This window comes from Mangrovicoccus ximenensis, from assembly GCF_003056725.1.
In the GTDB taxonomy this organism is placed as follows: domain Bacteria; phylum Pseudomonadota; class Alphaproteobacteria; order Rhodobacterales; family Rhodobacteraceae; genus Mangrovicoccus; species Mangrovicoccus ximenensis.
This window is the reverse complement of record NZ_QBKZ01000016.1, coordinates 594,059-618,683: the sequence shown is the minus strand read 5'-3', so window position 1 is coordinate 618,683 and position 24,625 is coordinate 594,059. Positions and strand designations below refer to the sequence as shown.

At 71.4% G+C, this 24,625-nt stretch carries 30 protein-coding genes and 11 pseudogenes; 24 read left to right on the top strand and 17 right to left on the bottom strand.

The window, feature by feature from the left end; all coding sequences use genetic code 11:
- Position 1 precedes the first annotated feature (1 nt).
- The 6 genes from C7T91_RS23465 (at position 2) to C7T91_RS23440 (ending at position 2,636) form a co-directional block, all read left to right on the top strand.
- Positions 2 to 331 carry a (2Fe-2S)-binding protein gene (locus C7T91_RS23465; RefSeq protein ID WP_236638435.1) on the top strand — a complete coding sequence of 110 codons (330 nt, stop codon included), beginning with the start codon at positions 2 to 4 and terminating at the stop codon, positions 329 to 331.
- Positions 328 to 654, top strand: coding sequence for a hypothetical protein (locus C7T91_RS38675; RefSeq protein ID WP_108261761.1), 327 nt, complete (start codon positions 328 to 330; stop codon positions 652 to 654). Before C7T91_RS23465 ends, C7T91_RS38675 begins: the two co-directional genes overlap by 4 nt.
- A complete protein-coding gene (locus C7T91_RS23455) occupies positions 543 to 1,142 on the top strand; it encodes a tripartite tricarboxylate transporter substrate-binding protein (RefSeq protein ID WP_330848881.1) in 600 nt (199 codons plus the stop codon). Before C7T91_RS38675 ends, C7T91_RS23455 begins: the two co-directional genes overlap by 112 nt.
- A gap of 368 nt (positions 1,143 to 1,510) precedes the next feature.
- Positions 1,511 to 2,293, top strand: a complete 783-nt coding sequence (locus C7T91_RS23450) for an FAD-binding oxidoreductase (RefSeq protein ID WP_201742220.1) — start codon at positions 1,511 to 1,513, stop codon at positions 2,291 to 2,293.
- Positions 2,272 to 2,394, top strand: a complete 123-nt coding sequence (locus tag C7T91_RS33880; protein WP_330848877.1) for a 2-oxo acid dehydrogenase subunit E2 — start codon at positions 2,272 to 2,274, stop codon at positions 2,392 to 2,394. Before C7T91_RS23450 ends, C7T91_RS33880 begins: the two co-directional genes overlap by 22 nt.
- Positions 2,391 to 2,636 carry an acyl carrier protein gene (locus C7T91_RS23440; RefSeq protein ID WP_108261573.1) on the top strand — a complete coding sequence of 82 codons (246 nt, stop codon included), beginning with the start codon at positions 2,391 to 2,393 and terminating at the stop codon, positions 2,634 to 2,636. Before C7T91_RS33880 ends, C7T91_RS23440 begins: the two co-directional genes overlap by 4 nt.
- 130 nt (positions 2,637 to 2,766) lie before the next feature.
- Here the strand turns inward: C7T91_RS23440 and C7T91_RS36745 are convergent.
- The 3 genes and pseudogenes from C7T91_RS36745 to C7T91_RS23425 form a co-directional block, all read right to left on the bottom strand.
- A pseudogene (locus C7T91_RS36745) lies at positions 2,767 to 2,967 on the bottom strand (hypothetical protein); the annotation flags it as partial.
- Positions 2,968 to 2,997: 30 nt separating this feature from the next.
- A complete protein-coding gene (thiS, locus tag C7T91_RS36740; RefSeq protein WP_236638433.1) occupies positions 2,998 to 3,444 on the bottom strand; it encodes a sulfur carrier protein ThiS in 447 nt (148 codons plus the stop codon).
- Positions 3,434 to 3,847, bottom strand: coding sequence for an FAD-dependent oxidoreductase (locus C7T91_RS23425; protein ID WP_330848876.1), 414 nt, complete (start codon positions 3,845 to 3,847; stop codon positions 3,434 to 3,436). Before C7T91_RS23425 ends, thiS begins: the two co-directional genes overlap by 11 nt.
- A gap of 332 nt (positions 3,848 to 4,179) precedes the next feature.
- Between C7T91_RS23425 and C7T91_RS39890 the strand changes: the two genes are divergently transcribed.
- The gene (locus C7T91_RS39890) at positions 4,180 to 4,578 is read left to right on the top strand and encodes an ATP-binding cassette domain-containing protein (protein ID WP_161556071.1); all 399 of its coding nucleotides are present in this window, start codon (positions 4,180 to 4,182) and stop codon (positions 4,576 to 4,578) included.
- Positions 4,579 to 4,650: 72 nt separating this feature from the next.
- Here the strand turns inward: C7T91_RS39890 and C7T91_RS23415 are convergent, their stop codons facing one another.
- Positions 4,651 to 5,433 carry a 3'-5' exonuclease gene (locus tag C7T91_RS23415; RefSeq protein WP_236638432.1) on the bottom strand — a complete coding sequence of 261 codons (783 nt, stop codon included), beginning with the start codon at positions 5,431 to 5,433 and terminating at the stop codon, positions 4,651 to 4,653.
- Between C7T91_RS23415 and C7T91_RS31830 the strand changes: the two genes are divergently transcribed.
- Positions 5,411 to 6,019 (top strand): alpha/beta hydrolase domain-containing protein, encoded by a 609-nt coding sequence (locus C7T91_RS31830; protein WP_145962995.1) that lies wholly within the window; start codon positions 5,411 to 5,413, stop codon positions 6,017 to 6,019. The two genes, C7T91_RS23415 and C7T91_RS31830, sit on opposite strands and share 23 nt — an antisense overlap.
- Here C7T91_RS31830 and C7T91_RS23410 read toward each other — a convergent pair.
- On the bottom strand, positions 5,902 to 6,378 hold the full coding sequence (locus tag C7T91_RS23410; RefSeq protein ID WP_108261565.1) for a GntR family transcriptional regulator: 477 nt from the start codon (positions 6,376 to 6,378) through the stop codon (positions 5,902 to 5,904). The genes C7T91_RS31830 and C7T91_RS23410 overlap by 118 nt on opposite strands.
- Positions 6,379 to 6,531: 153 nt before the next feature.
- Here C7T91_RS23410 and C7T91_RS23405 point away from each other — a divergent pair, with 153 nt between their 5' ends.
- Positions 6,532 to 7,152 carry a LysR substrate-binding domain-containing protein gene (locus tag C7T91_RS23405; protein WP_108261758.1) on the top strand — a complete coding sequence of 207 codons (621 nt, stop codon included), beginning with the start codon at positions 6,532 to 6,534 and terminating at the stop codon, positions 7,150 to 7,152.
- Between the two features lie 155 nt (positions 7,153 to 7,307).
- On the opposite strand, the gene C7T91_RS23400 is transcribed toward C7T91_RS23405, so the two are convergent.
- The 3 genes from C7T91_RS23400 to C7T91_RS23390 form a co-directional block, all read right to left on the bottom strand.
- A complete protein-coding gene (locus C7T91_RS23400; protein WP_108261563.1) occupies positions 7,308 to 7,547 on the bottom strand; it encodes a hypothetical protein in 240 nt (79 codons plus the stop codon).
- A gap of 486 nt (positions 7,548 to 8,033) precedes the next feature.
- Entirely contained in the window at positions 8,034 to 8,249 is a 216-nt protein-coding gene (locus tag C7T91_RS23395; RefSeq protein WP_161556070.1) for a hypothetical protein, read from the bottom strand.
- A gap of 354 nt (positions 8,250 to 8,603) precedes the next feature.
- Positions 8,604 to 9,338, bottom strand: a complete 735-nt coding sequence (locus tag C7T91_RS23390; RefSeq protein ID WP_108261559.1) for a LamG-like jellyroll fold domain-containing protein — start codon at positions 9,336 to 9,338, stop codon at positions 8,604 to 8,606.
- Between the two features lie 342 nt (positions 9,339 to 9,680).
- On the opposite strand from C7T91_RS23390, the gene C7T91_RS32870 reads away from it, so the two are divergent.
- Complete coding sequence (locus C7T91_RS32870) at positions 9,681 to 9,956, top strand: hypothetical protein (protein WP_161556069.1); 276 nt, start codon at positions 9,681 to 9,683, stop codon at positions 9,954 to 9,956.
- Positions 9,957 to 9,980: 24 nt separating this feature from the next.
- On the opposite strand, the gene C7T91_RS33875 is transcribed toward C7T91_RS32870, so the two are convergent.
- The gene (locus C7T91_RS33875) at positions 9,981 to 10,775 is read right to left on the bottom strand and encodes a hypothetical protein (RefSeq protein ID WP_201742219.1); all 795 of its coding nucleotides are present in this window, start codon (positions 10,773 to 10,775) and stop codon (positions 9,981 to 9,983) included.
- Between the two features lie 194 nt (positions 10,776 to 10,969).
- Here C7T91_RS33875 and C7T91_RS23375 point away from each other — a divergent pair, with 194 nt between their 5' ends.
- The 4 genes and pseudogenes from C7T91_RS23375 to C7T91_RS38665 all read left to right on the top strand — a co-directional run bounded on the left by C7T91_RS23375 (position 10,970) and on the right by C7T91_RS38665 (position 13,422).
- The gene (locus tag C7T91_RS23375) at positions 10,970 to 11,389 is read left to right on the top strand and encodes an ABC transporter permease (RefSeq protein ID WP_201742218.1); all 420 of its coding nucleotides are present in this window, start codon (positions 10,970 to 10,972) and stop codon (positions 11,387 to 11,389) included.
- Positions 11,383 to 11,592 carry a hypothetical protein gene (locus C7T91_RS23370; protein WP_108261553.1) on the top strand — a complete coding sequence of 70 codons (210 nt, stop codon included), beginning with the start codon at positions 11,383 to 11,385 and terminating at the stop codon, positions 11,590 to 11,592. The genes C7T91_RS23375 and C7T91_RS23370 overlap by 7 nt, the downstream gene beginning before the upstream one ends.
- Positions 11,589 to 12,038, top strand: a pseudogene (locus C7T91_RS23365) (bifunctional hydroxymethylpyrimidine kinase/phosphomethylpyrimidine kinase); the annotation flags it as partial. The gene C7T91_RS23370 and the pseudogene C7T91_RS23365, both read left to right, overlap by 4 nt.
- A complete protein-coding gene (locus tag C7T91_RS38665; RefSeq protein ID WP_330848875.1) occupies positions 11,989 to 13,422 on the top strand; it encodes an inorganic phosphate transporter in 1,434 nt (477 codons plus the stop codon). The pseudogene C7T91_RS23365 and the gene C7T91_RS38665, both read left to right, overlap by 50 nt.
- Positions 13,423 to 13,441: 19 nt before the next feature.
- Here the strand turns inward: C7T91_RS38665 and C7T91_RS23350 are convergent, their stop codons facing one another.
- Positions 13,442 to 14,176 (bottom strand): amidohydrolase family protein, encoded by a 735-nt coding sequence (locus C7T91_RS23350; protein WP_201742217.1) that lies wholly within the window; start codon positions 14,174 to 14,176, stop codon positions 13,442 to 13,444.
- Positions 14,177 to 14,758: 582 nt separating this feature from the next.
- On the opposite strand from C7T91_RS23350, the gene C7T91_RS23345 reads away from it, so the two are divergent.
- Positions 14,759 to 15,499: a hypothetical protein gene (locus C7T91_RS23345; protein ID WP_108261547.1), complete on the top strand. Its 741-nt coding sequence runs from the start codon at positions 14,759 to 14,761 to the stop codon at positions 15,497 to 15,499.
- Here C7T91_RS23345 and C7T91_RS23340 read toward each other — a convergent pair.
- Positions 15,496 to 16,335 (bottom strand): hypothetical protein, encoded by an 840-nt coding sequence (locus C7T91_RS23340; RefSeq protein WP_108261545.1) that lies wholly within the window; start codon positions 16,333 to 16,335, stop codon positions 15,496 to 15,498. The two genes, C7T91_RS23345 and C7T91_RS23340, sit on opposite strands and share 4 nt — an antisense overlap.
- A 95-nt stretch (positions 16,336 to 16,430) precedes the next feature.
- On the opposite strand from C7T91_RS23340, the pseudogene C7T91_RS23335 reads away from it, so the two are divergent.
- Positions 16,431 to 16,835: pseudogene (locus C7T91_RS23335) on the top strand (NAD(P)/FAD-dependent oxidoreductase); the annotation flags it as partial.
- Here the strand turns inward: C7T91_RS23335 and C7T91_RS32865 are convergent.
- Positions 16,778 to 17,117 (bottom strand): annotated as a pseudogene (locus tag C7T91_RS32865) (transposase); the annotation flags it as partial. The pseudogenes C7T91_RS23335 and C7T91_RS32865 sit on opposite strands and share 58 nt — an antisense overlap.
- A gap of 250 nt (positions 17,118 to 17,367) precedes the next feature.
- Positions 17,368 to 17,889, bottom strand: coding sequence for an ABC transporter permease (locus C7T91_RS23325; protein WP_236638431.1), 522 nt, complete (start codon positions 17,887 to 17,889; stop codon positions 17,368 to 17,370).
- A gap of 140 nt (positions 17,890 to 18,029) precedes the next feature.
- On the opposite strand from C7T91_RS23325, the gene C7T91_RS23320 reads away from it, so the two are divergent.
- Together C7T91_RS23320 and cobA are read left to right on the top strand one after the other, a co-directional pair.
- Positions 18,030 to 19,520, top strand: coding sequence for a biotin/lipoyl-binding protein (locus C7T91_RS23320; protein ID WP_108261543.1), 1,491 nt, complete (start codon positions 18,030 to 18,032; stop codon positions 19,518 to 19,520).
- Positions 19,514 to 20,041, top strand: a complete 528-nt coding sequence (gene cobA / locus C7T91_RS23315; protein WP_108261541.1) for a uroporphyrinogen-III C-methyltransferase — start codon at positions 19,514 to 19,516, stop codon at positions 20,039 to 20,041. The genes C7T91_RS23320 and cobA overlap by 7 nt, the downstream gene beginning before the upstream one ends.
- On the opposite strand, the pseudogene C7T91_RS23310 reads toward cobA, so the two are convergent.
- Positions 20,041 to 20,322 (bottom strand): annotated as a pseudogene (locus C7T91_RS23310) (nicotinate-nucleotide--dimethylbenzimidazole phosphoribosyltransferase); the annotation flags it as partial. The gene cobA and the pseudogene C7T91_RS23310 sit on opposite strands and share 1 nt — an antisense overlap.
- Before the next feature lie 40 nt (positions 20,323 to 20,362).
- On the opposite strand from C7T91_RS23310, the gene C7T91_RS23305 reads away from it, so the two are divergent.
- On the top strand, positions 20,363 to 20,527 hold the full coding sequence (locus tag C7T91_RS23305; protein WP_201742216.1) for a hypothetical protein: 165 nt from the start codon (positions 20,363 to 20,365) through the stop codon (positions 20,525 to 20,527).
- Positions 20,528 to 20,617: 90 nt separating this feature from the next.
- Positions 20,618 to 21,037 (top strand): annotated as a pseudogene (locus C7T91_RS36720) (hypothetical protein); the annotation flags it as partial.
- A gap of 65 nt (positions 21,038 to 21,102) precedes the next feature.
- Here the strand turns inward: C7T91_RS36720 and C7T91_RS23295 are convergent.
- Positions 21,103 to 21,543 (bottom strand): annotated as a pseudogene (locus C7T91_RS23295) (DUF4175 family protein); the annotation flags it as partial.
- A gap of 15 nt (positions 21,544 to 21,558) precedes the next feature.
- Here C7T91_RS23295 and C7T91_RS23290 point away from each other — a divergent pair.
- A pseudogene (locus C7T91_RS23290) lies at positions 21,559 to 22,089 on the top strand (tRNA (adenosine(37)-N6)-threonylcarbamoyltransferase complex transferase subunit TsaD); the annotation flags it as partial.
- Positions 22,090 to 22,139: 50 nt separating this feature from the next.
- Here the strand turns inward: C7T91_RS23290 and C7T91_RS23285 are convergent.
- Positions 22,140 to 22,523: a hypothetical protein gene (locus C7T91_RS23285; protein WP_108261539.1), complete on the bottom strand. Its 384-nt coding sequence runs from the start codon at positions 22,521 to 22,523 to the stop codon at positions 22,140 to 22,142.
- 65 nt (positions 22,524 to 22,588) lie between these two features.
- Between C7T91_RS23285 and C7T91_RS33870 the strand changes: the two are divergent.
- Positions 22,589 to 23,110 (top strand): annotated as a pseudogene (locus C7T91_RS33870) (HAD-IC family P-type ATPase); the annotation flags it as partial.
- A gap of 180 nt (positions 23,111 to 23,290) precedes the next feature.
- Positions 23,291 to 23,602: pseudogene (locus tag C7T91_RS38660) on the top strand (ABC transporter permease); the annotation flags it as partial.
- Here the strand turns inward: C7T91_RS38660 and C7T91_RS38655 are convergent.
- Positions 23,595 to 23,966, bottom strand: a complete 372-nt coding sequence (locus tag C7T91_RS38655) for a multicopper oxidase domain-containing protein (RefSeq protein WP_330848880.1) — start codon at positions 23,964 to 23,966, stop codon at positions 23,595 to 23,597. The pseudogene C7T91_RS38660 and the gene C7T91_RS38655 overlap by 8 nt on opposite strands.
- Here C7T91_RS38655 and C7T91_RS39885 point away from each other — a divergent pair.
- Positions 23,949 to 24,530, top strand: a pseudogene (locus C7T91_RS39885) (sulfotransferase family protein); the annotation flags it as partial. The gene C7T91_RS38655 and the pseudogene C7T91_RS39885 sit on opposite strands and share 18 nt — an antisense overlap.
- Positions 24,531 to 24,625 lie beyond the last annotated feature (95 nt).

The following is a 24,625-nucleotide window of genomic DNA, read 5'->3' as shown; positions in this document are numbered from 1 at the left end:
GATGCAGGACGGCCGGGTCACCGCCGCGCTCTTCGCGGCGCCGGAGCCGGTGCAGGCCGCGCGCAGCCATATCGTCGGTCAGCTCGGCATCGACAGCCCGGCGCTGATGCTTGCCGGGCGGCCGGGCGAGGACCAGCCCGACCAGGGCGCGATCATCTGCTCGTGTTTCTCGGTCGGCGTGAACACGATCATCGATGCCATCGAAAAGGGCAACCTGGCAGATGTCGAGGCGATCGGCGCGGCCTGCCGGGCCGGGACCAATTGCGGGTCCTGCAAGGCGGAACTACGTGCTATCCTGACAAGCACACGCCAGCAGGAGGCTGCCCAGTGACCCTCGCCCCCCTCGTCCGCGCCCTCGGCCGCGGACCCGGACGTTCCCGCAACCTCGACCGCAAGGAAGCCCGCGAGGCCATGGCCGCGATCCTCGACGGATCGGCCGCGCCCGAAGCGGTGGGCGCGCTGCTGATGCTGATGCGCTACCGCGGCGAGACCGGCGACGAGATCGCGGGATTCGTCGATGCGATGCGGGCGCGGCTGGGGCCCTGGCGACCGGCGAGGTCGAGCCGCTGGCCTATATCTCCGACGAGCCGGGCGCGCTGGAAATCGCCGCCGATGCCGGGATCGACACGCTCGGCGAGTACGTCGCGGCGATGAAGGACGACCCGATGGCCTTCCTGAACGGCAACGATCCGCAGGGCGGCAATTCCTTCGTCTTCGCCAACGTGATCCCGAAGGGGCTGGGCATCGACATGATGAAGCTGCCCTATCCCGGCCACGGCCCGACCGTCACCGCGCTGCTGACCGGCGAGGTGCAGACCGCCACGCTGCCGGTGCCGCCGGTGCTGGAACATGCCAGGGCGGGCACGGTGAAGATCCTCGGCATCGCCGCCGAGCAGCGCCACCCGCAGCTGCCCGACGTGCCGACCTTCAGGGAGCAGGGCCATGACGTCGTGGTCGGCGATTTCGTGATGATCGTCGGCCCGAAGGGCATGCCGGACGAGGTCAAGGCGAAGCTCTCCGAGGGCATCCTGGCCGCCGCCCGCAGCGAGGGCTTCGCCGCCGCCGCCGCCGGGAACGGCATGGTGCTGCGCCCCGGCGGCGCCCCCGGCCGTCTGCGAGTGCCTCGGGCTCCGCCCGGATAGGCCGCTGCAGCCCCTGATAGGGCAGCAGGGCGTTACGACTGACGGTCACGCCTTCGGATCGTTCCAGCGAAATGGTCGGCGTGTTCAGGACGACCGGGGCATCGGGAAGGTCAGGTGACGGCAGCAGCAGATTGCCGACGATCTCCACGTCCCGCGCATCGCCGAAATAGATCCCCCATACATGGCGATTGACGATTATGTTGTCGGTAACGCGTATGCGGGTTGCCAGGCTTGCGGCGTTTTTCACATTCTGCATGTGGCCAAAGATCGTCTGGGTCCACGGCTCTCCCGGACCTTGGTGAAACAGACAGCCGCGAATTTCGAGTCCGTCTATCCCCCGATCCGCTCGCCCGGCCCAGTACTGGATCATGTCCGGATGGTCGCGGTGCGGAGATGCCTCGGCAAGCCAAGGGCGAAAGCTGTGGAAATGGCATTCGGCAATTGTCAGATCGCTGCTGTCGATCAGGTTCACCCCCTCGCGGGCCCGGTCGACCTCGATCCCCAGCAGGCGGACGCCGATCGGCGGCACGGTTGCGACGAATGCCGGCGGCATCCGCGTGCTGCGCCACGGCATGACCCGCGCCAACGTGCTGGGGCTCGAGGCGGTGCTGGCCGACGGGCGGGTGATCTCGCGGCTTGGCAAGCTCGCCAAGGACAATTCCGGCTTCGACCTGAAGCAGCTCTTCATCGGCTCCGAGGGAACGCTGGGCATGATCACCCGCGTGGTGCTGCAGCTCCAGCCCGCCCCGGCCGAAACCACGCTGGCGCTGGTCGCGCTGCCCAGCCATGACGCGGCGCTCGACTGCCTCGTCTCGGCGCGCGCGGCCTTCGGCACCGGGCTCGTGGCCTTCGAGGGCATGTGGCCGGATTACTGGGACTACGTTTGCCATGAGACCGGCCATGTCCGCCCGCCGCTTGCCGGGCGCCACGGCTTCTATGCGCTGGTCGAGCTGGAGCTCGGCCGGGGCTGCGACGCGGATGCGGTCGAGGCGTGGCTCGGGGGGTGCATGGAAGAGGGCACCGTCGAGGACGGCGTGCTGGCGCGGTCGCTGGCGGATGCGCAGGGGCTCTGGTCGCGCTGGTCGGGATCGGCGCGCCGCAGCTGCGGCCCTGGATCGCGGACGGCCAGGTGGTGCCGCGCCGGATCGTGACCGTCACGCTGTCGGCCGATCACCGGGCGGCCGACGGGCGCGTGGCCTCGCGCTTTCTCGACGCCTTCCGAACCTTCACCGAACAGCCGGAGACGCCATGACAGAGGACCAGATCCGCACCGCCTATATCGACGCGCTGGTGGCGACGGCGCCGGATATCGACCCGGAGGAACTCGGTGACGAGGACCATATCCAGGACGACCTGGAGCTCGACTCGATGGATGTGCTGAACTTCGCCGCCGCGCTGCACGAAAGGCTGGGCGTCGACATTCCCGAGGCGGATTACCCGCGGATCGCCACGCTGGCCACGGCGCTGCCCTATCTCTCGGCCGCGGTGGCCTGATCCGGCCCGACGACGCGGGTGCCCTCCGACAGCGTGTCCGGCGGGTGCAGAACCACCTCGGCACCCTCGGCCAGCCCGCCGAGCAGCTGCGCGAACTCCGCGTTGCGCGCGCCGACGCGGATGCGGTGCAGATCTCCAGCTCTTCCTGCGTGTAATGGCCCGCGACATGGCCGGGCAGCATGCCCGAATAGGCCGCCGCCGGACCGGGATTGACCAGCGTCAGCCGCACGCCCGGCACCGGCGCCATGCCCCAGCGGCGCAGCAGCAGCGCATGGGCATGGCCGCCGCCGATCAGGACGAGGTCGCGCACAAGGGGATGGGCTGGCTGCATCTGGGCCTCCGTTCGTTTCCGGCCCTGCCTCTAGCCGACAGTCCCGTCCGCCGGAAGCCGCGCGCGCATCTGCCGCGCGGCTTCCGCGACGTTGTGAATTTTTGTCGCGGAAAGCCTTTCGTTATAGCCGGGAAAGGTAAAGCCAACTAGCCAATCCGGGATGTTCTGACCATGAAGCGGGCTCCGGCCCAAGGGTTCGCCCGATGCAGACGGCTCCGTCCCGGCGGGAAAGCACCGTCTTCGGGCGGCCCCTTCATGGTCATCGGCAAGGAAAACAGCACGCCGGCGGCCGGGACCGCCGGGCAGCAAGCAAATGCGGGAGACTTGCATTGAGACTTGGGTTTTTGGTTGGCGCGGCACGAAGGCGCCGTCGAGCGCGGTCGCCACCGAGGCGGCGTCATGGCCCCGCTCCTCCACCAGCGCCGCCAGGGTCGCGGCCCCGGTCGTCACGCTTTCGCCGTTCAGGTCAATGCGCATGGGTGTCCTCCCGGATGTCGGATTGGATGAGATCGGCGGCCTGCCGCGCCAGAACGGGCGCCATCAAGAAGCCGTGGCGGTACATGCCGTTGACATGCAGCCGCCCGTCCCGCCGGATCACGGCGGGCAGGTTGTCGGCAAAGGCGGGGCGCAGCCCGGCGCCCAGCTCGAGGATCCGCGCCTCGGCAAATCCCGGATGCAGCGCGTAGGCGGCCGAAAGCAGCTCCATCGCGGCGCGGGCGGTGACCGGGCCGGGATCGTCGCGCTCCACCATCGTGGCGCCGATCATGAAGACATTGCCGTCGCGCGGGACGATGTAGCAGGGAAAGCGCGGATGCAGGAGCCGCACCGGCCGGGCCAGCGACACATCCGGCGCCTCGACCAGCAGCATCTCGCCGCGCACTGCGCGCAGGCCCGCGAGCTCCGCAGGCGCGGGGCAGCCGGATCCGCATCCCGGCCGTTGCCGTGCCCGGAGACGCGGGCGGAAATCCGTGGCAGCCTTCCCGCAGGTCGGCCCCGCCGGAAACAGCGCGTCGCGTCACGCGCAAAGGCGTGTCCATCCGGCGCGCGCCCGGCCGGACCATGTCCTGCTGCCGCCGGCATACGCGGCGACCGTGACAGGCCCGAGGGAAGACGATGGGGCCGATGCCGGCGGCGCGTCACGGAAGTTTCGCCCCTCCGACATTCCCCCGCCACGCAGGGCAAGCAGGGTCGGCGGACCAGAAAGGAACGCCCATGCCCGAGCTCTCCGTCAGAAACCTGCGCCTGTTCCGCGGCGAGACCCGCCTCGAAGGCGTGTCGCTGGAGGCGGCCCCGGGCGAAATCCTCGCGCTCGCGGGTCCGGCAGGCGGCGGCGCCGGACTGCTGCTGCAGGTTCTCGCCGGGCGCTACCGGCCCGATGGCGGGCGGATTTTCTGCGATGACCGCGATGTCACCGAGCTTCCGGCACGCCGCCGCGGCATCCGCATGCTGCCGCTGACGCCCGTCCCGGCGAGCGCGCCCGGGCGCAGCTCGGGGCCCTGGCGCAGGAAGGCGGGGCGGAGCTGCGCCAATCCCATGCCCGGATCGGACTGCGCCTGTCCCGGCAGGTCGGCCGCTACGCCCTTGTCCGGCAGGAAACGAGTGTCCCGATAGCGGCACCGCGACTTCCCGGACGACCTGCCGCCCCCTGATGAGCCATCTCATCCAGCTATTGATGCAGCATTTTTAGGCTAACAACCAAATTGTCGCCCTCAAAATGCGCACAATCCTGGCGCAAACGGTTCGCAGCAGGCGAAAGATGCAGAACAGAAATTTATTTCTGTACAAACAATAATTGGCGCGTTCTTTTTCGGGAAACGATCGGCACAGACTTGGCAAACGCCCTGACAAGGGGGCGAACGCAACGGCTTTGCCATTGAAACAGAACGACAAAGCTCCGGCATCCAAGCCGGACATCCCGGACCAGGGGTCCCCGGCAGGACCCGAACCACAGCCTGGCCGGAGGCGGCGGCGCCGTCTGCGGCCCGAACGACACAGGGAAACCGAGGGGCGCTCCGGCGCCACCTTGCGGCGCAGCGCCAGGCCGCCGAGCGGCGCGAGGAACGGGGTCCTCCCTTGGGAGATCAGGGCGAGGCTGCGGCGCGCGCGGGTCATTGCCACGTAGTCGAGACGCCGTGGCGCATCGGCATCCTCGCCCTCGGAGGGCCGCTGCCAGCCGCCGTCCAGGATCACGACATGGTCGAATTCCAGCCCCTTGGCGCGATGCGCGGTCAGCAGGAGCAGCCCGCGCTGCTCGCCCCGCGTGTCGCGGGCCCATTCGCCGAACCATTCCACCAGGTCGGGCACGGGCATCGTCTTGGTTCCCAGCTCGTCGGCCAGCGCGGTGATGCCCTCGGCGATGAGGTCGGTCCAGCGGTTCGGCTGCTGCTCCTGCAGCAAGCCGAGCAGCGCGGCGATGCCGCAGAGGCGGGAAGGCTCGCGGCGCATGGCGGCAAGGAAGGCCTGCATCTCGCGCATCCGCCAGAGGCCGGGCGGGGTCTCGCTGGCCAGTTCGGCGGGGATGCCACGGGCCTCGGCCAGGGCGCGCAGCGGGCCCGACAGCGTCTTCCCGGGGCTCGGCGGCGAGGGGCTCGTGGCCGGGGCCGATGCGGAGATGCCGCGGATGGCGGGGACCCGTCCCGCGCCGCAGCCGAACCCGCTGGCGGTGATGGACCATTCCGCGGTGCCGCCGGTGGCGGGCGAGGCCTATGATCTCCGGCTTCCTGCGCTCGATGCCGACGGCATTGCCGAGGTCGGCGTGAAGCTGCCCTATGTGGCGGTGCCGACCGGAACCTATGCGGGCTGGAACCTGCGTGCGGAGGGCTTCGCTGCAGGCGAGCTCTGCAGCCTGACCGGCAGCTTCGTGCCCTTCCCCGCAGGGGCCATGGCGGAAGACGGCCGCGAGCCGCTTGGCGACCGCTATGCGGACGAGGCAGCCTACCGTGCGGCCCTGCGCCAGGCCGCCGAAGGCCTTGTCGAAGGGCGGCTGATGCTCGCGGGCGATATTGACCTCGTGCTCGACGCGGCCCCGCCGCTGGAGCCGGCCGCGCAGTAACGTCCCGTCCCCCGCCGCCCGCGGCGGGGGAGGGCGCGGGAGGGGGGCTCCGCCGCCAGCTGCGCCGCCAGCCGCTCCAGCGCGGCCCGCAAGGTGTAGAGCTCGTCGACATCCGCAGGGCGGAGCTTCAGCACGCGCCAGCCGGTATAGGGCACCAGCGTCACCAGCCCTTCCTGCGCCAGCTGGTGCAGCGCCGCCCGCAGCGTCGCCCGCGACAGGGCCATCTCCGCCGCCAGGTTGATCTCGGTGATCCGCTCGCCGGGCGCGATGGCTCCGGTGACCACCGCCTCGCGCAGCGCCTCAAGCGCCTGCTGTTCGACCGGCTTGCGCTCGATCTTCGGCAAAGCTTTCCGCGCCATCTTCCCGCTCCCCGCGATACCGGCGCCGTCCCCGCGGCGCGTCCGGGCGGGCGCTTGCCGCCCCTCCGCAGGCCTAGCCGGTTGCGGCAGGATTGTCGATTGCCGATTGTCGCCAATCTGTGTCAAGGTCCCGGCGACCGCAAGGAGACCGCGATGCCCCCGGCCCATCCCGCCCCGTCCCCGGACCCGTTCCGGAACCGCGCCCGCCTGACCGGCGCGGGCGATGCCGGGCTGCATCCCGGGCTGCGCGTCGAGCTGGTGCCGGTGCCGCGCGCCTTCTCGCTGTCGCAGCGCGAGGCCGATGTCGCGATCCTGGTCGGCCGGCCCGAACGCGGCCGCGCCGTGGCCACGAAGCTGACCGATTACAGCCTCGGCCTCTATGCCTCGCACCGCTATCTCGCCGCCGCCGGAACGCCCGGCTCCGCCGCCGACCTGAAAGGCCACCGGCTGGTCGGCAATGTCGAGGATCTGGTCGCCGCGCCCGGGCTCGACTACGTCACCGAGTTCTTCGGCGAGACCCGCCCGGCCATCGCGATCTCCACCGCCTTCGGCCAGCTCGAGGCGGTGCGCGGCGGCGCCGGGATCGGCGTGCTGCATGATTTCATCGTCGGCGACGATCCCGCGCTGGTGCGGGTGCTGCCAGCCATGTCGGTCACCCGCTCCTACTGGCTGGCCTATCACGAAAGCCAGCGCGCGCTGCGCCGGGTGCAGGCGGTGGTGGAGTTCGTCCGCGCCCAGACCGCCGAGGCCGGCGGCTGGCTCCGCCGCGACTGAGCGGCAACCTTGCCCGGCTGCCGCGGTTGCTGGCCATCTGAGGTCGGCGGCAGCCGCGCCACCCACGCCAAAAGGCCAGGAGCGGCCGGAAAATATCGCCGACCCGCCCAGAAAGGCGGAAACGGTTCCTCCAGTCAGACTATTTCAGCACCTTGCTAGACCTTCTTCTCGACGACGCGGTACATGCCTTCGGGCAGGTCGAGCGCGGCGCGCAGGTCCGAGATCTGCTCCATCGACAGGGTGATCAGGTTCTCCTGCCGCCGCACCGGGTCGTACTGGGCGATGGTCACGCAATCGTCGAGCGCGCTGACGATCACGTCCTCCTGCAGGTGCTTGTGGCCTTCGTCGACCAGGGTGACCACGGTGGCGTCGAATTCGTGCTCGATGGTGAACATGGGCTTGGCCTCCTGTTTGTCCCCTTGAGGCTAGCGCGGGCCAGGGCGGCTGGCCAGCCGCTTGCGCCTCAGGTGGCGGCGGTAGACCAGGGGCGCGATGACGCGGCCATAGGCCAGCTCCGCCGCCTGGCGCAGCCCTCGCCGCATCACGGCGCGGGGTGCCGATGCCCAGCAGCACCTGCGCGGCGCCGCCGCCGACCCGCCATTCGAGCCGCGTGACCGGCGACCGGCCGTCCTCGGGCAGATAGAGGATCTCGAGGATCAGCGCGTCGCCCGCATCGGATTCCGTGCCAGCCAGGGTCCAGTCGGCGGTGCCGAAGGCCTCCGGCACGGTCGGCGGCAGCACGCCGTCGCCCGCGAGCGCGGCGAGGATCTCGTCCTTCAGCGCCGCGATGGCGCCCGCCTCGTCCAGATCGGTCCCGTGGACCTCGTTCCAGGTCTCGGCAAAGCTCTTGCCCGCCGGGCCGCCCCCGAAATGTTCGCCGCTCATGCGTCGTCCCCCATGAAGATGTAGTTGGCCCGCTTGCGGAAGACCTCGCCGCTGGCGGCGTCCGATGCGGTGGTGCGGGCAGTGAAGACGCCGAGCGGCAGCGCGGCGGTGGCCGCGGCCGTCATGCTGACCTCGTAGAGCCCGCCGCCGAGCGACCGCACATCGAGCGGCCATTCCGTGCCGCTGCGCTCGTGCCAAAGCCCGGCCGTCACCGCTCCTGGCCGCGGCCCAGCCGGAGCGGGTGCGCGGCTTGGTGGCCCTCGACTCGCTGGTGCCGGAGCCTGCGGGCGAGGATGTCGCCGCAACCCTGCGGGCCTTCATCGAGGACACCCGCAAGCAAACCGCCCGGCCACCGAGGACCTTTGCCGGGCCGCAGGACTACATCCGGCGGCGCTGCGGACAGGGAAATTCGCGCCGCACCGCCGAAGCTCTGGCCGAACGCGCGCTCGAGACGCTCCCGGAGGGCGTGCGGATGCGCGGCGACCGGCGCCTCTTCGCAAGTTCGGCGGTCAAGCTGACACGGCCCCAGATCGAGGCGGTCCTGCGCGCGATCGGCTGCCCGGTTCTCAACATCTGGGCGGAGCGCGGCATTCTGGCCTCCCGGCCCGCCGTGGCGGAGCTGGCGCGGCTCGGCCAGGCGCTGGTGCCGGATCTCGAACGGCTGGAGATCGCCGGAGACCATCATTTCCATCTCGATCCGGCCGCGGCGGCGGCCATTGCCGCCGCGATCGGCGAGTTTCTCGGCCGCCGCGGCCTGGGATCGCCTCGGCGGTCGCGCCGCCGAGCGCGGCCACCGCCGCCGCGTCGAGCGCGGTCGCGGCAAAGGCGAAATTGGCGAGGTAGCCGCCGAAGGTCTCGCCGTCATTGTCGGCGAGGATCAGGAAGCCCTCGGGCCCCACGGTGAACCGTCCGGTCTCGACGACCTGCGTGCCGGCAAGGGCGCCGTCGATGTATTTCGACAGGACCGAGCTGCCGTCGCCCCGGTCCTCGACGGCGAAGGCCAGCCGCACCCAGGCATCGGCGGCGACCGCGCCGTCATACTGGCCCGAGATGCCGATGCCGAAGCTGCCGTCGCCGTTCAGGAACAGCTCGGCATCGTCGCCGTTCTGCGTACCGAACTGGGCCAGGCCGCCATAGCCCGACTGGCCTGCCGGGATCAGCAGATCGTAGACCAGCGTGAAGCTCGTCGCCGCGGCCGCAAGGCCCGGATCCACGACATGCCCGCCCGCCGCATCCGCCGCATCGAACTGCAGCACCGGGCGGCCCGGTTCCCCGAGGCCCGCCGCCGCCGCGGTCGTCACGGCCCGCCCTCTCCCGGACCCTCACCCGCGCGCCGGTCCCGGCCGGGCGCCTGCCTGCTGCCGCGGCACCATGGGCAGGAGCCTGCCGGTCCGGCATCGCGCAGTTGACTTGGCGGCGCGGCCTTCCGAGAAGGGGCAAAGCACGCTGCGCTGCGGAACCTTTTCCCGCGCCCGGCGTTTTCCCGCGGGCCCGTCGCCCAGACGATCCGCCAGACCTGAACCAGAGCCTGACGCAAGAGAAGACCTGAAGATGATTCCATTGTTCGGCATGTCCTGCCGGGAAGCTCCGGCAGCAGCCGTTCCCCCCGTCCCTCTTTCCTGCCGCCGTCCGGGAGCCGCCGCATGAGACCGATGCTCCTGCGGCTGCTGCCGGTCCTTCTGATCGCCCTCCATGTCACCCAGGCCCCGGCGCAGTCGCTGCTGCCGGGACTGCCGCAAGCCAGCCAGCAGGAAACCGCGCAGGACAGCGGTGGCAGCCAGGCTGACGGCGCCGCCGCCGGCAGCGAGCTCGACGCGCTGCTCGAGGTCCTGCGCGACGATGCCCGGGCGGCACCGCGCGCAGGATCACCCAGAGCACCGGCAGCGCCAGGAGCGCCGCGAGCAGCGCCGGGGCGGTGAATCCCAGGGGGCCGAGGGTCAGCATCAGCGGGTCTTCTCCATCGCGCCGTAGAGCCAGAGCAGCGCCGATTGCGCGCTCTCGCCGGTATGGTGGCAGGCGAATTGCCAGCCGGTCAACCGCGCCAGATCGGCCAGCCGCGCCTTGCGCTCGGCCAGCCGCTCCAGGTAGCGGCCGCGCAGGCTGGCAGCCTGCAGCGTCTCATGGGCGATCCCGCCGCCCATGCTCTCGAAGACGGTGCGGCCGTCGAAGGGGAAGGCCTCCTCCTCGGGATCGAGCACCTGCAGGAGCGCGCCGCGCACGCCGCGGTCCGCGGCCTGGGTCAGCGCCGCCTCCACCCGGTCCATCGGCCCGAGGAAGTCGGAGACGAAGAGCGCGCGGGATTTCGCCATCATGCCGCGGATGTCCGGCGCGCCGTAATCGCCGCCCTGCCCGCGCAGCAGGCCTTCGGCGATGCGCAGCAGCTGGCCCGGCCCGGCATCGACATCTGCCCCGGCCACGGAGGGCGGCCGGAACGAGAACCGCAGGCTTCCGGCCCCGGGCGGGGCCTCCAGCGACAGGCTGTCGCCGCGGGTGCCGCCGCGCAGGCCGATGGCGAAGTCGCCGGGCAGGCCGGTCCTGTCGCCATAGGAGAAGGCGATGTCGCCGTCGCGGCGCAGCTCCATCGAAAAGCTCGCGCGGATCTCGCCCGAGAAGCTGCGCACCCCGGCATATTGCACCGTGACCCGGTCCTCCTCGGCCAGCCAGATGACCTGGCCGCCATACTCCGTGGTCAGGTCGGCCCAGAGCGGCGCGATCGACCAGGCGGGGGCGCCCTCCATGCTGCGGATGTCATAGGTGCCGCGCGGCGTGCCGAAGCTCGCCAGCCCGTTCGCGGTGACGGTGAGCGTGTCGAAGCTGCGGCCGAAGAAGGTGACGGCGAAGGGCAGGTCGATCCGCTGGCTGCCTTCGTCGCCGAGGGCCAGCCGCTCGCCGCGGCCGGTCAGGTCGCGCCAGGCGGCGGCTTCTGGCGGCGGTGATCCTCGCGGTCGCGGTGAGCCACTGGCCGCGCCTCGCCCGCATCCTGCGCGCCGAGCTGAAGCAGGTGCAGGCCGCGCCCTTCGTCGAGACCTCGCTGGCGCTCGGCCGCTCGCGCCTGCATGTCGCGAGGCACCACATCCTGCCGCATCTGGCGCCGCAGATCCTGGTCGGCGGGCTCCTGATGTTCCCGCATGCGATCCTGCACGAGGCGGGGCTGACCTTCCTCGGCTTCGGGCTGGAACCCTCGCGCCCGGCGATCGGGGTGATGCTGTCCGAGGCGATGCGGCATCTCAGCGCCGGGCGCTGGTGGCTCGGGCTGTTTCCGGGCGCGATGCTGATGGCGATGGTGCTGGCCTTCGAGATGCTGGGCAGCGCGGCGCGCCGCCTTGCCAGCCCGCGCGAGGCGCAATGCTGAGCCTGCGCGGCCTTTCCGTCGGCTTCCGCCGCTATGCCGGACTGCTGCGCCGCGAGGAGGTGACGCGGCTCTCGGGGCTGACGCTCGATCTCCGGCCGGGCGAGGTGCTGGCGGCCGTCGTCTCGGCGATCTGCGGCCGCCCCGATCCGGCCCGCGCCGCCCGCGTGCTGGCCCATGCCATTAAGAAAGCGAGGGACGCATGATCCGCAACGTGCTCAGCATCGCCGGCTCCGACCCCTCGGGCGGCGCCGGCATCCAGGCCGACCTGAAGGCGATCTCGGCGCGCGGCTGCTACGGCATGGCGGCGCTGACCGCGCTGACCGCGCAGAACACCCAAGGCGTCACCGGCGTGCACATGGTGCCCGCCGAATTCGTCGCCGCCCAGATCGCGGCCGTCTTCGCCGATGTGCGGGTCGATGCCGTGAAGATCGGCATGATCGCCACCGCGGAGATTGCCGAAGCCGTGGCCGATGCGCTGAAGCCGCATGCGGGCATTCCGGTGGTGCTCGACCCGGTGATGGTGGCCAAGGGCGGCGCCTCGCTGCTGGCCGCCGAAGCGGTCGCCGCGCTGCGCACGCATCTGCTGCCCGTCGCCACCCATGTCACGCCGAACCTGCCCGAGGCGGCGGTGCTGCTCGATGCGCCCGAGTTCGCCGGTCTCCGCGTCGAGCGCGACCAGAACGGACCTCCGCCGCGTCACCACGCTCGAAGCTGCCAGCATCTATGCCGTCCGCCCGCTGGCTGCGGCCGGGCTGGGCCTCGTGTTCCTCGCGCTCGCCGGGATCGCCGCCGCCATCGCGGTCGGCACGGCACCCGAGGACATGCTGATCATCACCGCCACGGTCTTCGCCGCCTACATGGCGCTGAACATCGGCGCCAACGACGTGGCCAACAACATGGGCCCGGCGGTCGGCGCCAAGGCGCTGACCATGGGCGGCGCCATCGCGATCGCCGCGATCTTCGAAAGCGCGGGCGCGCTGATCGGCGGCAAGGAAGTGATCACCACCGTCTCGACCGGCATCATCGACCCGCCCGGCTACAGCGAACGCGCCATGCATGTCCGCGCGCTGATGGCGGCGGTGCTGGGCGCCGCGCTCTGGCTGAACCTCGCCACCTGGATCGGCGCGCCGATCTCCACCACCCATGCGGTGCTGGGCGCGCTGATCGGCGCCGGCATCGCCGCGGGGATGGAGCGAGGTCAGGACATGCCCGTTCGAGGCCGAGAGCAGGCCGCCGCCGCCGCCGACCGACTGGGCCAGCAGGCCGAAGGACCCGGTCCCGGACGTGGAGAGCGCCAGCGGCGTCTCCGCGGTCAGACCGGTCGTGTCGATGGCGCCGCCATTGCCGGCCGAGAGCCCCTGGTTGCCGAGGCGGACCGTTGCGGTCGGATAGATGTCGCTGTCGTCATTCGCGACATCGACCGAGCCGCCGCGGGCCAAGAGCCCGCCGCCCCCGCCCACCGACTGGAGCGCGACGGCATGGGCCTGTCCGCCCTGCGTCGCCACGATCTGTCTCCCCTCCAGAGCCTCGGCCGAGGACAGCGCGACGCGCCCGCCATTCCCGGCGCTGCCATTGGCGCTGATCGAGGTCAGGTTCGCGCCGAGCGTCAGGCTGGGCGGGGTGTAGTCATTCTCCGGGTCCTGCTCGTCGGCCGTCGAGCCGTCGGGCAGCACGGAGTTGTCGCCGCCGGTGCCGCCGCCGCCGCCCACCGACTGCGCAAGGCCAGCCGCCATGGCGGCGGACCCTTGCGAGGCAGGGGCCCAAGCCCGGATCCGCGGCGCAGGGCCAGGGTTCGGTCACCCTCGGCAGGTCCGGTAGGTCCGCGGCGGTGTCGAAGACCGGCGGAAGAAGCCCGGCAGCGGGACGGGACGGGCGGGCGAGAGAGTCCACGTTCGGGCCTTTCGGTTGGGCCGGGCCGGTCAGTCGCGCGGCTGCTGCGCCGCAGGCCGGACCTTCCAGTCGCCGACAAGGTGATGCCACCTATCATGGCGCGTGTAACAGAACAGCAACGCTTTGGCGTGGTGCATGGATAGCTGAGCGATTTCGTCAGATTTAAGCAGCCCGAGATGGTGCGCAGCGTGGCGGAAGGACGCACCATGGCCGGCGAAGACGGTCAGCTGCCCGGGCGCGCCCTGTTCGGCCATGGTTTGCCGCAGATGCGCCGCGACGCGGGCGCCGGCCTCCGTCAGGCTTTCGGCGCCTTCGAGCGGCAGCCGGTACCGGCTGTCGGATTTCCAGCCGGGCGGCGGCGCCGCATGAGCGCCGCGACAGCTCCGCCAGCGCGCCCGGCACCTCCGCGTCGCGCGCCGCCAGCTCGCGGATGAGCGCGAGATGCGCCTCTGGGCTGCGTCCGCTTTTCAGCGCCTGCCCGGTCAGCCGCGGCGGATTGCGGCCCTTCTTCAGCGCCTCGTGCGGCAGATGGTCGTTATAGACGACATAGCCGATGCCGTGGCGTTCGACGAACGCCGCCACCTCGCCGAACTGGTCGGTCAGATGCGTTTCCAGCCGGAGCTGGATCACCATGTCGGTCAGCAGATGCGGCCGCGCTTCCTCCAGCGCCACGGCCAGCTTCTTCGCGAAATCCGGGCTGCGCATGCCGCCTTCCCAGGACCAGAACTGCGCCAGCACCGCCGTGGTGATGCCGCTCGCCGCCAGTTCCGCGTCAAGCGCCGCCAGGCCGCGCCCCAGATCGGAGACCAGCCCGCGCCGCGGCGCCAGATGCCGCTCGAAGCCGTCGCCATGCAGGTCGATGATCCCCGGCAGCACGGTGCACCCGGGCAGGGCCACCTCGGCAGGCGTCCGGCACCAGCCTGCCTGCCGCAGGCGGTTGGCACGCCGGAGGTCTCGGCATTCCGCCCGGCAAGCTCGGCTGCGCATGTGACTTGCCGGTGGCGGCGAAGGTCCCGCCGCCGGACGAGACGGGCCAGGTCGCCAAGGCCGCTCTCCCTGTCGATGGCGATGCCATGCTGCGGGCCTGAGGGAGACGGCATGGCGCTGCCGCGGGGTGTCCCGGCAGGCGTTCTGCGGCAGCTTCCCTTCAGCAGTCAGTCGGATCGTCCGAGGTCTCCGGCGCAGATTGCGCGCGACGGGTCGCATCGTGGCTTCCGATGCGGGGACGGCACCGGAGGCTTGCACGGGACGGCGCGGCGAGCGGACGGATCCTGCCGCCCGACGGGCCTCCGTGCCAGCGGGGCGGGAACTCTCCAATCCGCCCCCGCAATTCCTCCCCGGGCACCGAGAGGCAGGCCGCCGGGCGTTGCGGTACCGTGTGCCCGGAGGGTCAGGGGCCTGCCGTCGGGCCAAGCGGTCGGGGCGCTGCGCGAGAGCTGGCTGGTCACGGACACGGCAGCGGTCGAGGTCTCGGGCGGGGTGCAGCTTCCCGATCCGCTGCGCTGCACCGCTGCTGCGGCGCCCAGCCGGAAGTTCCTGCCCGATTGCTGGCGGATGCAGCTCGACGCGCGCGCCGATGCGCTGGCGGTGGAGGATGTCCGTGCGCTCTGGCCGCCGGGCGTGGCGCCGCCTTCGCGCAAATGGGCGCTGGAGAATGTCCTGCAGGGCGATATCCGCGACGCGCGCCTGTCGCTCCGGCTCGATGCGACGGGCAAGCCCGAAATCGGGCTGACCTTCCGCTTTGCCGATGGCCGGGCGCTGCCGGTGCCGGGCCTGCCCGAGGTCGAGAATGCCGGGGGCTTCTTCTCGCTGCAGGACCATCAGCTGGCGGTGGCGCTCGACAGTGCGGGCATGACCGCGCCCGATGGCGGCGCCGTGGAGATTTCCGCCGGGCGGATCGGCAAGTCCGACACCTCGGACCGCGATGCGCCGCTCGAGGTCGCGGCCCGCGCCGAGGCCACGGCGTCCGCAGGAGGCCCGACACCGCGACCGGCGCCACCCCTCCGCACCGCAGGGGCGCTGCCCTGCCCCAAAGGCCGACCACGGCCCGAAGCCGCCCGGGCACTGCGACATTTCCCCGGCGCCCAGACCGGGCCGATATTCGCGATGCGGCCACCATGGCGGCCATGTCGGTCCTTGCCTGCTCCGACATCCGGCCTGAAATGCCCGAATCGCGGTGCACCCGAACGGGGCCATCTTGGCGTCGCCGCGCGGCCCTAGCCGGGTGCGGCGGACCGGCCCGCTCTTCGAGGAGCCGAAGGCGCTCTCCATCGGCGCGTTCCGCACCTTCGAATGGTCGCGCGAACCAGCTCGAACTCGCGGCAATCCCCCTTTCCGCTCATCGAGGCCGCGGCGTTCCAAGGCGCCGGCAGCCGTCCGCAATCGGCCGCGCACTGGCCTCCGCGGCCAGAATGACAGATGAGCCGCGGCGCCGACCGCAGGGTCTGCAGCGCCCTGCGCATCGCCTCCATGGCCGAGCTGCCCGCCAGCAGGCCGGGGCGGTCGACGAACAGCTCGGCCGAGAAGCCCGAGCCGTCGCGGGCCGCCTCGCCCAGCACGATGCCGGTGCCGTCATTGGTCATCCGTCCGCGCAGATCGACCTTCACCGCACCCAGCCGGAAGGGCAGCGCGCTGCCCTGCAGCGCCTCGTTCGCCTCGGCCAGCTTCGAGCCGAGCCCGCCGATCACCTTGGTGACCTCGGCCGGTTCCGACTGCGCCGCCTTGATCCGGGCGACCTCGTCCTCGGCCGACTCGGCGCGCTCGGTGGCAGTGCCGAGCTGCACCTCGAGGCTCTCGGCGCGGGCATTGGCCTGCACGAGTTCCGCCGTGCGCGTGCTGATCAGCTGGTCGCGGGCGGAAATCACGCTGTCTTTCTGCAGCAGGATGGCACGGAACTGATCCGCCTCGATCGAGGGCGTCCCGCGGACCACGGCCGGAGCGGCCGTCTCCGCCGCCGCGTCGCGCACGGTCAGCTCGCCGATCCGGCCCGGCACCGCGCTGTCGGCATTGATCACCAGCCCGCCCGCGCCCCGCGCGGCTTCGAGGCGCCGAGCCACCGCTTTCGGATCCCGCTGACCTTCAACGGCTGAGCCGGCCTCTGGAGCCTCCGCCGCCCCCGCGGTAAGACGGGGGCGAGGATCAAGGAGGCAGCATGGCAGAGCCCTTGCGCACAGACGCGCTGGTGATCGGCGCCGGCCCGGCCGGGCTGATGGCGGCCGAGATGCTGTCGGCAGCCGGGCATGCCGTGCTGGTCGCCGAGGCCATGCCGACGCCGGCCCGCAAGCTGCTGATGGCCGGGAAATCCGGTCTGAACATCACGAAGGACGAGCCGCCGGAACGCTTCCTTGCCGCCTATGGCGAGGGTGCGGGCCGGCTCACGCCGATGCTGGCCGAGTTCGGGCCCGCCGAGGTGCAGGACTGGATGCGCGGGCTCGGGCGCGAGGTTTTCGCCGGCTCGACCGGCCGGGTGTTCCCCAAGGAAATGAAGGCCTCGCCCTTGCTGCGCGCCTGGCTGGGCCGGCTCGCGGAACGCGGCGTGCGGCTGGAGACCCGCTGGACGGCAGGCGTCACCACTTCACCACTTTTTGAAGCAAGCTCCTTCATCGCGGCGAGAGCTGGCATTTGCGGGGCAAGCAGATTCTCCAGCTTGGCGTTCCCGTCTTCGAGCGTCTTCAGCCGCTTCGCCTCGGACACGGTCATGCCGCCGGACTTGGCATTCCAATCATAAAAGGTCTTCCGACATGCCGTGTCTGCGGCACAGATCCGCACACGTCGCACCGGCCGCGCGCGCGGCCAGGATGCCGATGATCCGCTCGTCCGTGAACCGCGTTTGCCTCATTGTCCGTCCTCAAGTTGGGCCGGTCTCTAATCGGCGGTGGAGGAAAAATCCCGTGGCAGGTCCCAGGCGCATCGCCGTCCCGGACCTGATGCCGCGGCATCTCCGTGCCGGAAGGCGCGCCAAGGGCCGCCATCAGCCAGGGTGACCGGCCCAATTCCGGGGATGGGGCAATCGCCGCGAGTTCGAACGGGGTAATCGCGCCGCGGGGCTGATCCCGGCCGCCGCCGTGGCAATGCGCTCCGTGGAACCTTCATCGGCCCGTCCTCCCGCCTGCCGCCCGGTCGCCGAGCAGGTTCACTGAAATGGCCAGGAGCGCGATGGCCGCGGCCGGGACCAGCGGCGCGATGCCGCCGTAGTTCAGCGCGCCGGCATTCTCGCGCACCATCCCGCCCCAGTCGGCCATCGGCGGCTGCACGCCGAGCCCGAGGAAGCTGAGCGAAGCGACGAAAAGGAAGGCGAAGACGAAGCGCAGCCCGGCCTCGGCAATCAGCGGCCCGGCGGCATTGGGCAGGATCTCGCAGGCGGCGATCCGGAGCGTGCCTTCGCCGCGGAGCCGCGCGATGTCGACGAAATCGCGGGTGGCAAGGTCGAGCCCCAGCGCGCGCGACAGCCGGAACACCCGCAGCGCGGCGAGGAAGGCGGCGACCAGGGTCAGCGTGACCAACGAGGTGCCGGTGACCGAGAGCGCCAGCAGCGCCAGGATCAGCGGCGGCAGCGCCATGAAGAGATCGACGGTGCGGCTCATCGCCTGGTCGGGCCAGCCGCCGAGCACGGCGGCTGCGCCGGTTCGGCTTCGGCCCTGTCCTCCTGGCGGCGCCCGGCGCGGACGGCTACGAGGGCTGGTGCTGGTGGAGCAGCGGCCGGTTCACGGAAACCACCGACGATGCCTAACTGCAGGCCGACATTTCCGAGATGTTCCCGCAGGTGACCGGCACGGTGACCGAGGTCGCGGTGGCAGACAACCAGGCGGTGGCTGCGGGCGACGTGCTGTTCCGCATCGATGACGGCGACTACCGCATCGCGCTCGACCAGGCCAAGGCGCAGGTCGCCACCCAGACGCAGACGCAGACGCAGACGCAGACGCAGACGCTCGCCCGGATCGGCGCCCAGATCGAGGCCGCCAGAGCCGCCGTCGCCCAGGCCGAGGCGACGCAGCGTTCCGCCGCGGCGGCGCTGAAGAACGCGCAATCGACCGCGGGGCGGATCCGCAACCTGAAGTCCTCGTGCTTCGCCAGCCAGGCCGCGCTGGAAGAGGCCGAGGCGCAGAGCCGGTCGCCCGACCTGGCCGTCGACCGGGCGCAGCTGGCGACCGCGCGGCTCGCCGTCGGCGATGGCGGCGGCGTGATGGCGGATGCGCCGCAGGGCACCAACCGGCATCTCTACAAGGCATTCGACCCGATCGAGGATGCCGCCTTCCCGGTGAAGGTCGAGACGCTGCGCGAGATCGACGCCTTCGCCCGCGACCTCGACAAGCGCGTGGTGCAGGTCTCGGCGACCATCGCGGCCTCTCTGCAGCAGGTGGTGATCCTGCGCGCCGACGGACACATGGTCGAGGACACCCGCCCGATGACCCGGCTGTCGGTCTCGGTGATCGTCGAGCAGGACGGCCGCCGCGAGAGCGGCAATGCCGGCGGCGGCGGCCGCACCGCGCTGACCGGGCTGCTCGACCCGGCGCTGTGGCAGTCCTCGGTGAAGGAAGCGCTGCGCATCGCGCTGGTGAATCTCGAGGCCGTCCCCGCGCCTGCGGGCCAGATGGATGTCGTGCTCGGCGCCGGCTGGCCGGGCGTGATGCTGCACGAGGCGGTCGGCCACGGGCTCGAGGGCGATTTCGGCACGGCATCGGCCTCGGCCGAGCGCTTGGCGCGGGCCAGAACCACCTGCGGCGCCCCCGCTGCCTGCTGGAAGTCATGCGCCGCGAGGCCGATCCGCCGTTCCGGGAGAAGCAGCCCGGCGGCCTTCCTCATCGCGCGGTTCAGCCAGGGGTCGGGCTCGGGCTGCTCGGGCCAGACGCCGTCATTGAGACCTGCGAGGATCACCAGCTCGGCGCCCTGGACGCGGGCCTCGAGCGTGCCCCAGATCATCACGCCCGGGTGCGGCAGGGTCGGGTCGCGGACCTCTTCGGACATCGAGCCGCGCAGCACCGAATTGAAGGTGACCACGTCCAGCTCGCCGCCATGGCCGGCATCTTCCGCGAGCGCGTTCATCGCCTTCTCGGCGGCCTCGCCGTCGCGCCCGTCCCAGAGCGGCACGCCGCTATCGGCGAAGGCGCCGCGGGCCAAGAGCTCGACGCGCGCGCGCAGATCCGCCAGATGCGCGTCGAGCGATCTGGTGCCGACCGGTTCCAGCCCGTCGAGTTCCGCGCGCATGAGGCGGGCCGGGAAAGCGCCGCCGCCGACATGCTGAAGGCCGCGCTGGAAACCGGCGAAATGCCCGGGGCCAGGGGCCATATCTCGCTCGTGGGCGCCGGACCCGGCGCGCGCGACCTGCTGACGCTGCGGGCAGTGCGGCGGCTGCAGGAGGCGGACGTGATCTTCCACGACCGGCTGGTCGAGCCCGAGGTGCTGGAACTCGCCCGCCGCGATGCCGACCGCATCTATGTCGGCAAGGAAGTCGGGCAGCATGCCTGGCCGCAGGAGAAGATCGACCGGGTGATCACCGCCGAGGCGCTGAAGGGCCGCCGCGTGGTGCGGCTGAAATCCGGCGATCCGTCGATCTTCGGCCGCGCCGCCGAGGAAATCGCCGCCGCCCGCGCCGCCGGGATCGAGGTGGAGATCGTGCCGGGCATCACCGCCGCCTCCGCCGCCGCGGCCTCGATCATGGTGCCGCTGACCGAGCGCGGCGAGACCGACAGCTTCGCGGTCACCACCGGCGTCTGCCGGGCGGCGCGCGCCAGCTGGTTGATCGCCGCGCCGCCCGCCTCGTAATTGGCGACCATCTGCGCGGTCACTTCGGCGGGATAGGCCGAGACGCCCTTGGCAGCGACGCCGTGATTGCCCGCGAAGACCGCGATCTGCACCTTGTCGAGCGCGGGCCGCGCATCGCCCCGCCAGGAGGCATACCACAGCGCCAGCGCCTCGAGCCGTCCGAGCGCGCCCTCGGGCTTGGTCAGGGCGGAATTCCGGGCCTGCGCCGCCGCCCGGATCCCGGCATCCGCCTCGGGAAAGCGCGCGAACTCGGCCTTGAATTCCTCGATGGTCTTGAACATGGATGCCCTGCCTTCCGCCTGTTCCAGCCAAGGACGTGCCATGCCTGCCCGCCCCGGACCGCTTTTCGATCTGCGCGACATTTCTGCCGCCCTCGGCTTGCTGACGCGCTTGCCGGTGAAGGTCAACACCGCGTTCGCGCTAACACGCGGGGCCGCCGCCGCCTGGGCCTGGCCGCTGGCCGGGCTGGCCGTGGCGGCACCGTGATCGACGTCGCCCAGCAGAAGGCGCTGCGCTCGATCCAGGTCGGCGAGCAGCCCTGGGGCGTCGTCGTGCAACCGGACATGTGAGGCGAAAATGCGTATCCTGACCACCCTGGCCGCCCTGGCGCTGGCCGCGCCCGCGGCCGCCGCGCCGCTCTGCGACGACTTGGGCTTCGCGGGCCTGCTGGCCTCGTGCAACCGCGGCGCGCCGATCGAGCTGACGCTGGCTTCGGGCGAGCCGCTGGGCGAGGATGTCGTCCTGCAATCCGGCGCCTACTACAAGATGATGATCACGGCCGACGGCTCGGCGGAGCTGGCGATCGAGGGGCCGTCCTTCTTCCGGGCGATCTGGATGAACGAGATCGTCATCAACAAGATCGAGATCCGCCCGATGGCGGTCGACTCGATCGAATTCGACAAGGCCGGCACGGTGGAGCTGAGCTTCATCGCGATCAAGCCCGGCGCCCATGTCATCCGCATCCCCGGCTCCACCGGGGAGAGCCAGCAGATCACCGTCCGCTCGCCCTGCACCGAGACCTGCGGCGCGCTGTCGGGCATCACCTCCAGCTCCCAGCTGCGGCCGCCCGGCCCCTCGATGGCCAGCGTGCCGGACTGCGCCACCTCGAAATCCTGCACCGGGTCGGCGGCGCTGCCGATCTCGCCGGTGCGCCCCGAGACGGTCTCGGACAGGGTCAGCGCGCCGACATCGCCATAGAGCCGGACCATCACCTTGGAGCCTTTCGGCACGGCGACGCCGTCTTCCGGCAGGTCGGCGAGATAGAGGCTCGGCTGGCCGGTATAGCGCGGCGGCTCGACCCAGCCCTCCCAGGTCGGCCCGGCAGCCAGCGCATCGGCGCGGCCCGGCGCCATGCCCGCGATCGTGTCGGCCTTCCAGATCGAGCCGAAGAGCAGCCCGGTGGCAAAGAGCATCAGCGCGACATAGCGCAGCCCGAACGGGTCGAAGCGGTTCAGGTTGGTGTCGGGCCGGACCGGCTTCGCGCCCGCCAGGCGGTCGGCCATGCGGGCGCGGTGCGCCTCCCGGAGCTTGCCGCCCGCGCCCATGCCGAGAAGATGGACCTGGCGGTCGAACAGGCGCTGGCCGAGGCCGGGCTGCCGCTCTCGGCGGTGGATGTCGTGGCGGTGACCTCCGGTCCCGGGCTGATCGGCGGGGTGCTGGCGGGCGTGATGTGCGCCAAGGGCATCGCCCTCGGCGCGGGCAAGCCGCTGGTCGGGGTCAACCATCTGGCGGGCCACGCACTGACCCCGCGGCTGACCGACGGGATCGGCTTTCCCTATCTGATGCTGCTGGTCTCGGGCGGGCATTGCCAGTTCCTGGTGGCCGAGGGCCCCGACAGCTTCACCCGGCTCGGCGGCACGATCGACGACGCCCCCGGCGAAGCCTTCGACAAGACCGCGAAGCTCCTCGGGCTGGAACAGCCCGGCGGCCCGGCGGTCGAGCGCGAGGCGGCGAAGGGCGATCCGGCACGGTTCCGCTTCCCGCGGCCGCTGCTTGACCGGCCCGGCTGCGACCTGAGCTTCTCCGGGCTGAAGACCGCCCGTTTCCGGTCAGGTGGATGGCGGCGGCGCCGGAGATGGCGCGCCCGCTGTGCTCCCCGTCAGCCGAAGCGCACGCCGCGGTGCCGCCTGCGCATGGCGACCGGCTTGGCGTCGGGGTGGCGCCAGATCGACTGGGCGCAGATGTCGATGGCCGTGATGTTCAGCCGTGCCAGCAGGATCAGCTTGTTGCGGCTGACATGGATGAGGCGGTCGTTGCGGTATTCGTGCAGTACCTCGCCGCGCCCGGGCACGGGCTCGTTGGCGTAGCGGTAGGCGCCGGCCGGGATGACCTCCTCGCGGCCGACATTCTCGGCGACCGGGTGCTGCTGGGTGATGTGCCCGGCATATTCGCCATCCATGAAATAGACGGTCGGCAATTCATGCAGCTTGCCGGTGAAGCCGATCATGTTCTCGATGCTGTACAGGGTGTCGTGGAAGGCCATCGGGGCATCTCCTCATAGGTCTCATGCCCTTCGGTCGTGCCAAGAAGCGCGGCGGTTCAATTTCCGGTGCGGTCCCGGTCGATGGCGAGATCGCCGAGGGCATGTCGGAACTCGACCGCGCGCTGCTGACCGGCGAGACCCTGCCGGTGCAGGCGGGGCCGGGGATGCAGGTCTCGGCCGGCGAGGTGAACCTGACCGGGCCGCTCGTGCTGCGGGCGACCGCGGTGGGGGCGGACACCTCGCTGCATGCGCTGACCGACCTGGTGGCGATCGCCGAAAGCGGCCGGTCGCAATATTCCTCGCTGGCCGACAAGGCGGCGAAGCTCTACGCGCCCGGGGTGCATATCCTCTCGGGGCTGGCCTTCCTCGGCTGGTTCGCGGGCACCGGCGACCTGCGCGTCGCGCTCAACATCGCGGCGGCGGTGCTGATCATCACCTGTCCCTGCGCGCTCGGCCTCGCGGTTCCGGCGGTGACGACGGCGGCGTCGGGGCGGCTGTTCCGCCGCGGGCTGCTGATCAAGGACGCGACCGCGCTGGAGCGGCTCGCCGAGACCGACACGGCCGTTTTCGACAAGACCGGCACGCTGGGCGGGCATCCTGTCGGCGGCGCAGATCGGCACGCGGCTGCGGGTGCTGGTCGAAGGCAGCATCGCCGATCCAGAAGCCCGGCTGCGCGCCGCCGCCGATCTGCCGCCCGAAGCGGCGATCGCCCCGGCCCGCCCGAACCTGGAAGACGTCTTCGTCTCCGCCACCCGGGACGAGGCGGCATGATCTCGCCCTTCCGCATGATCGCCGTGCTGAGGAAGGAGCTGCTGCAGCTCCACCGCGACCGCATGACCTTCGGCATGATCGTGATGATCCCGGTGATCCAGCTGCTGCTGTTCGGCTATGCGATCGAGACCAACCTGCGCCACATCCCCGCCGCGCTGGTCGACCAGGCGCAGTCCGGGCTCAGCCGCGCGCTGGTGCAGATGGTCGAAGCGACGCAGATCGTGGATTTCACGGCGGCCTACGCCACCCCCGAGGAGGCCGAGCGCGCGATCCGCGCGGGCCGGGTCCGCGCCGCGCTGATCATCCCGCCGGATCTGGCCGGGCGGCTGCGCGAAACCGCACCGCCCCCTCGTGCAGCCGCCATCCGCGGACGGCGGCACCGCAAATGTCCGGAAACGCATGGCGCCTGCCGCGGGAAGCCGCTCCCGGCCAAGCCATCCTGCGGGCGCCGCCCGGGCGCCACGCGATCAGGCGGAGCTCGAGTTCGGCCATCATGCCGCTCGCAAGATGCCCCGTCCGGCGGCAATGCATCATCCAGCGCACCACCTCCCCGGCTTCGAAAGCCACCGTGACCGAGCCCGTCTCCGGAACGGGGACCGTGTCGCGCAACGCCCCGGAGACCGGTTGGCCGCCGATCGCAGTCACCTGGAAGGCATGGCCGTGCAGATGCATCGGATGGGCCATCATCGACATGTTGCGGAACGCATCTCGTCCCGCGGGTCACGCCGGCCGGAACATGCCCGTCCCAGACCGCGCCGCCGATGGTCCAGGCATAGGGGTGCATCGACCCGCCGGGCGTCACCGCGCGGCGAAGGGCCAGCTGCCGCGGCGCCAGCGGCGCTGGCCGGCGGCGAGAAGACCGCGCTGGAGGCTGCCTTCGCTCCCCTTATGCGCAGCCAGCCGCCCTGGCCGGCAGAGACAACCGCCGGTTTCGCGGAACGCTACCGCGCCGCGATGGCCGCGGCCGCGCAAGGCGCCGCTGCGGCAACCGACAAGATGCCCGCGAATGCCTATCTGGCGGGCCACGCGCTCGCTGCCCTGCCCGAAGCCCGGGTGATCTGGATGCGCCGCCACCCGATGGCGGTCGGCTTCTCCTGCTTCCGCACCCATTTCGGCGCGAAGCAGCCCTGGTCCTACCGGCTCGCCGACATCGCCGCCGAGTTCCGCGCCACCGAAGCCGCGATGCGCCGCTGGCAGGCCGCTTTCCCGGAGCGCATCCATGACTGTCTTTTCGAGGAACTCGCCGCGGCGCCGGGACCTGCGATCGCGTCGCTGCTCGGGTTCTGCGGCCTCTCGCCCGATCCGGCCTGCTTCGGCACCGGCGACAGCGG

What these genes read in the sequence shown, in the direction of transcription:
- C7T91_RS39890 (WP_161556071.1), top strand. Translation starts at nt 4,180, where the DNA reads ATGCCCGAGCTCTCCGTCAGAAACCTGCGCCTGTTCCGCGGCGAGACC.
- C7T91_RS23450 (WP_201742220.1), top strand. Translation starts at nt 1,511, where the DNA reads ATGTCCGGATGGTCGCGGTGCGGAGATGCCTCGGCAAGCCAAGGGCGA.
- C7T91_RS38655 (WP_330848880.1), bottom strand. Translation starts at nt 23,966, where the DNA reads ATGCATCTGCACGGCCATGCCTTCCAGGTGACTGCGATCGGCGGCCAA.
- C7T91_RS23320 (WP_108261543.1), top strand. Translation starts at nt 18,030, where the DNA reads ATGTTCCCGCAGGTGACCGGCACGGTGACCGAGGTCGCGGTGGCAGAC.
- C7T91_RS23405 (WP_108261758.1), top strand. Translation starts at nt 6,532, where the DNA reads ATGCCCCCGGCCCATCCCGCCCCGTCCCCGGACCCGTTCCGGAACCGC.
- C7T91_RS23400 (WP_108261563.1), bottom strand. Translation starts at nt 7,547, where the DNA reads ATGTTCACCATCGAGCACGAATTCGACGCCACCGTGGTCACCCTGGTC.
- C7T91_RS23415 (WP_236638432.1), bottom strand. Translation starts at nt 5,433, where the DNA reads ATGCAGGCCTTCCTTGCCGCCATGCGCCGCGAGCCTTCCCGCCTCTGC.
- C7T91_RS23285 (WP_108261539.1), bottom strand. Translation starts at nt 22,523, where the DNA reads ATGGCCTTCCACGACACCCTGTACAGCATCGAGAACATGATCGGCTTC.
- C7T91_RS38665 (WP_330848875.1), top strand. Translation starts at nt 11,989, where the DNA reads ATGTCACGCCGAACCTGCCCGAGGCGGCGGTGCTGCTCGATGCGCCCG.
- cobA (WP_108261541.1), top strand. Translation starts at nt 19,514, where the DNA reads ATGCTGAAGGCCGCGCTGGAAACCGGCGAAATGCCCGGGGCCAGGGGC.
- C7T91_RS23305 (WP_201742216.1), top strand. Translation starts at nt 20,363, where the DNA reads ATGCCTGCCCGCCCCGGACCGCTTTTCGATCTGCGCGACATTTCTGCC.
- thiS (WP_236638433.1), bottom strand. Translation starts at nt 3,444, where the DNA reads ATGCGCATTGACCTGAACGGCGAAAGCGTGACGACCGGGGCCGCGACC.
- C7T91_RS23440 (WP_108261573.1), top strand. Translation starts at nt 2,391, where the DNA reads ATGACAGAGGACCAGATCCGCACCGCCTATATCGACGCGCTGGTGGCG.
- C7T91_RS31830 (WP_145962995.1), top strand. Translation starts at nt 5,411, where the DNA reads ATGGCGGCAAGGAAGGCCTGCATCTCGCGCATCCGCCAGAGGCCGGGC.
- C7T91_RS23410 (WP_108261565.1), bottom strand. Translation starts at nt 6,378, where the DNA reads ATGGCGCGGAAAGCTTTGCCGAAGATCGAGCGCAAGCCGGTCGAACAG.
- C7T91_RS23465 (WP_236638435.1), top strand. Translation starts at nt 2, where the DNA reads ATGCAGGACGGCCGGGTCACCGCCGCGCTCTTCGCGGCGCCGGAGCCG.
- C7T91_RS32870 (WP_161556069.1), top strand. Translation starts at nt 9,681, where the DNA reads ATGAGACCGATGCTCCTGCGGCTGCTGCCGGTCCTTCTGATCGCCCTC.
- C7T91_RS23370 (WP_108261553.1), top strand. Translation starts at nt 11,383, where the DNA reads ATGCTGAGCCTGCGCGGCCTTTCCGTCGGCTTCCGCCGCTATGCCGGA.
- C7T91_RS33875 (WP_201742219.1), bottom strand. Translation starts at nt 10,775, where the DNA reads ATGGAGGGCGCCCCCGCCTGGTCGATCGCGCCGCTCTGGGCCGACCTG.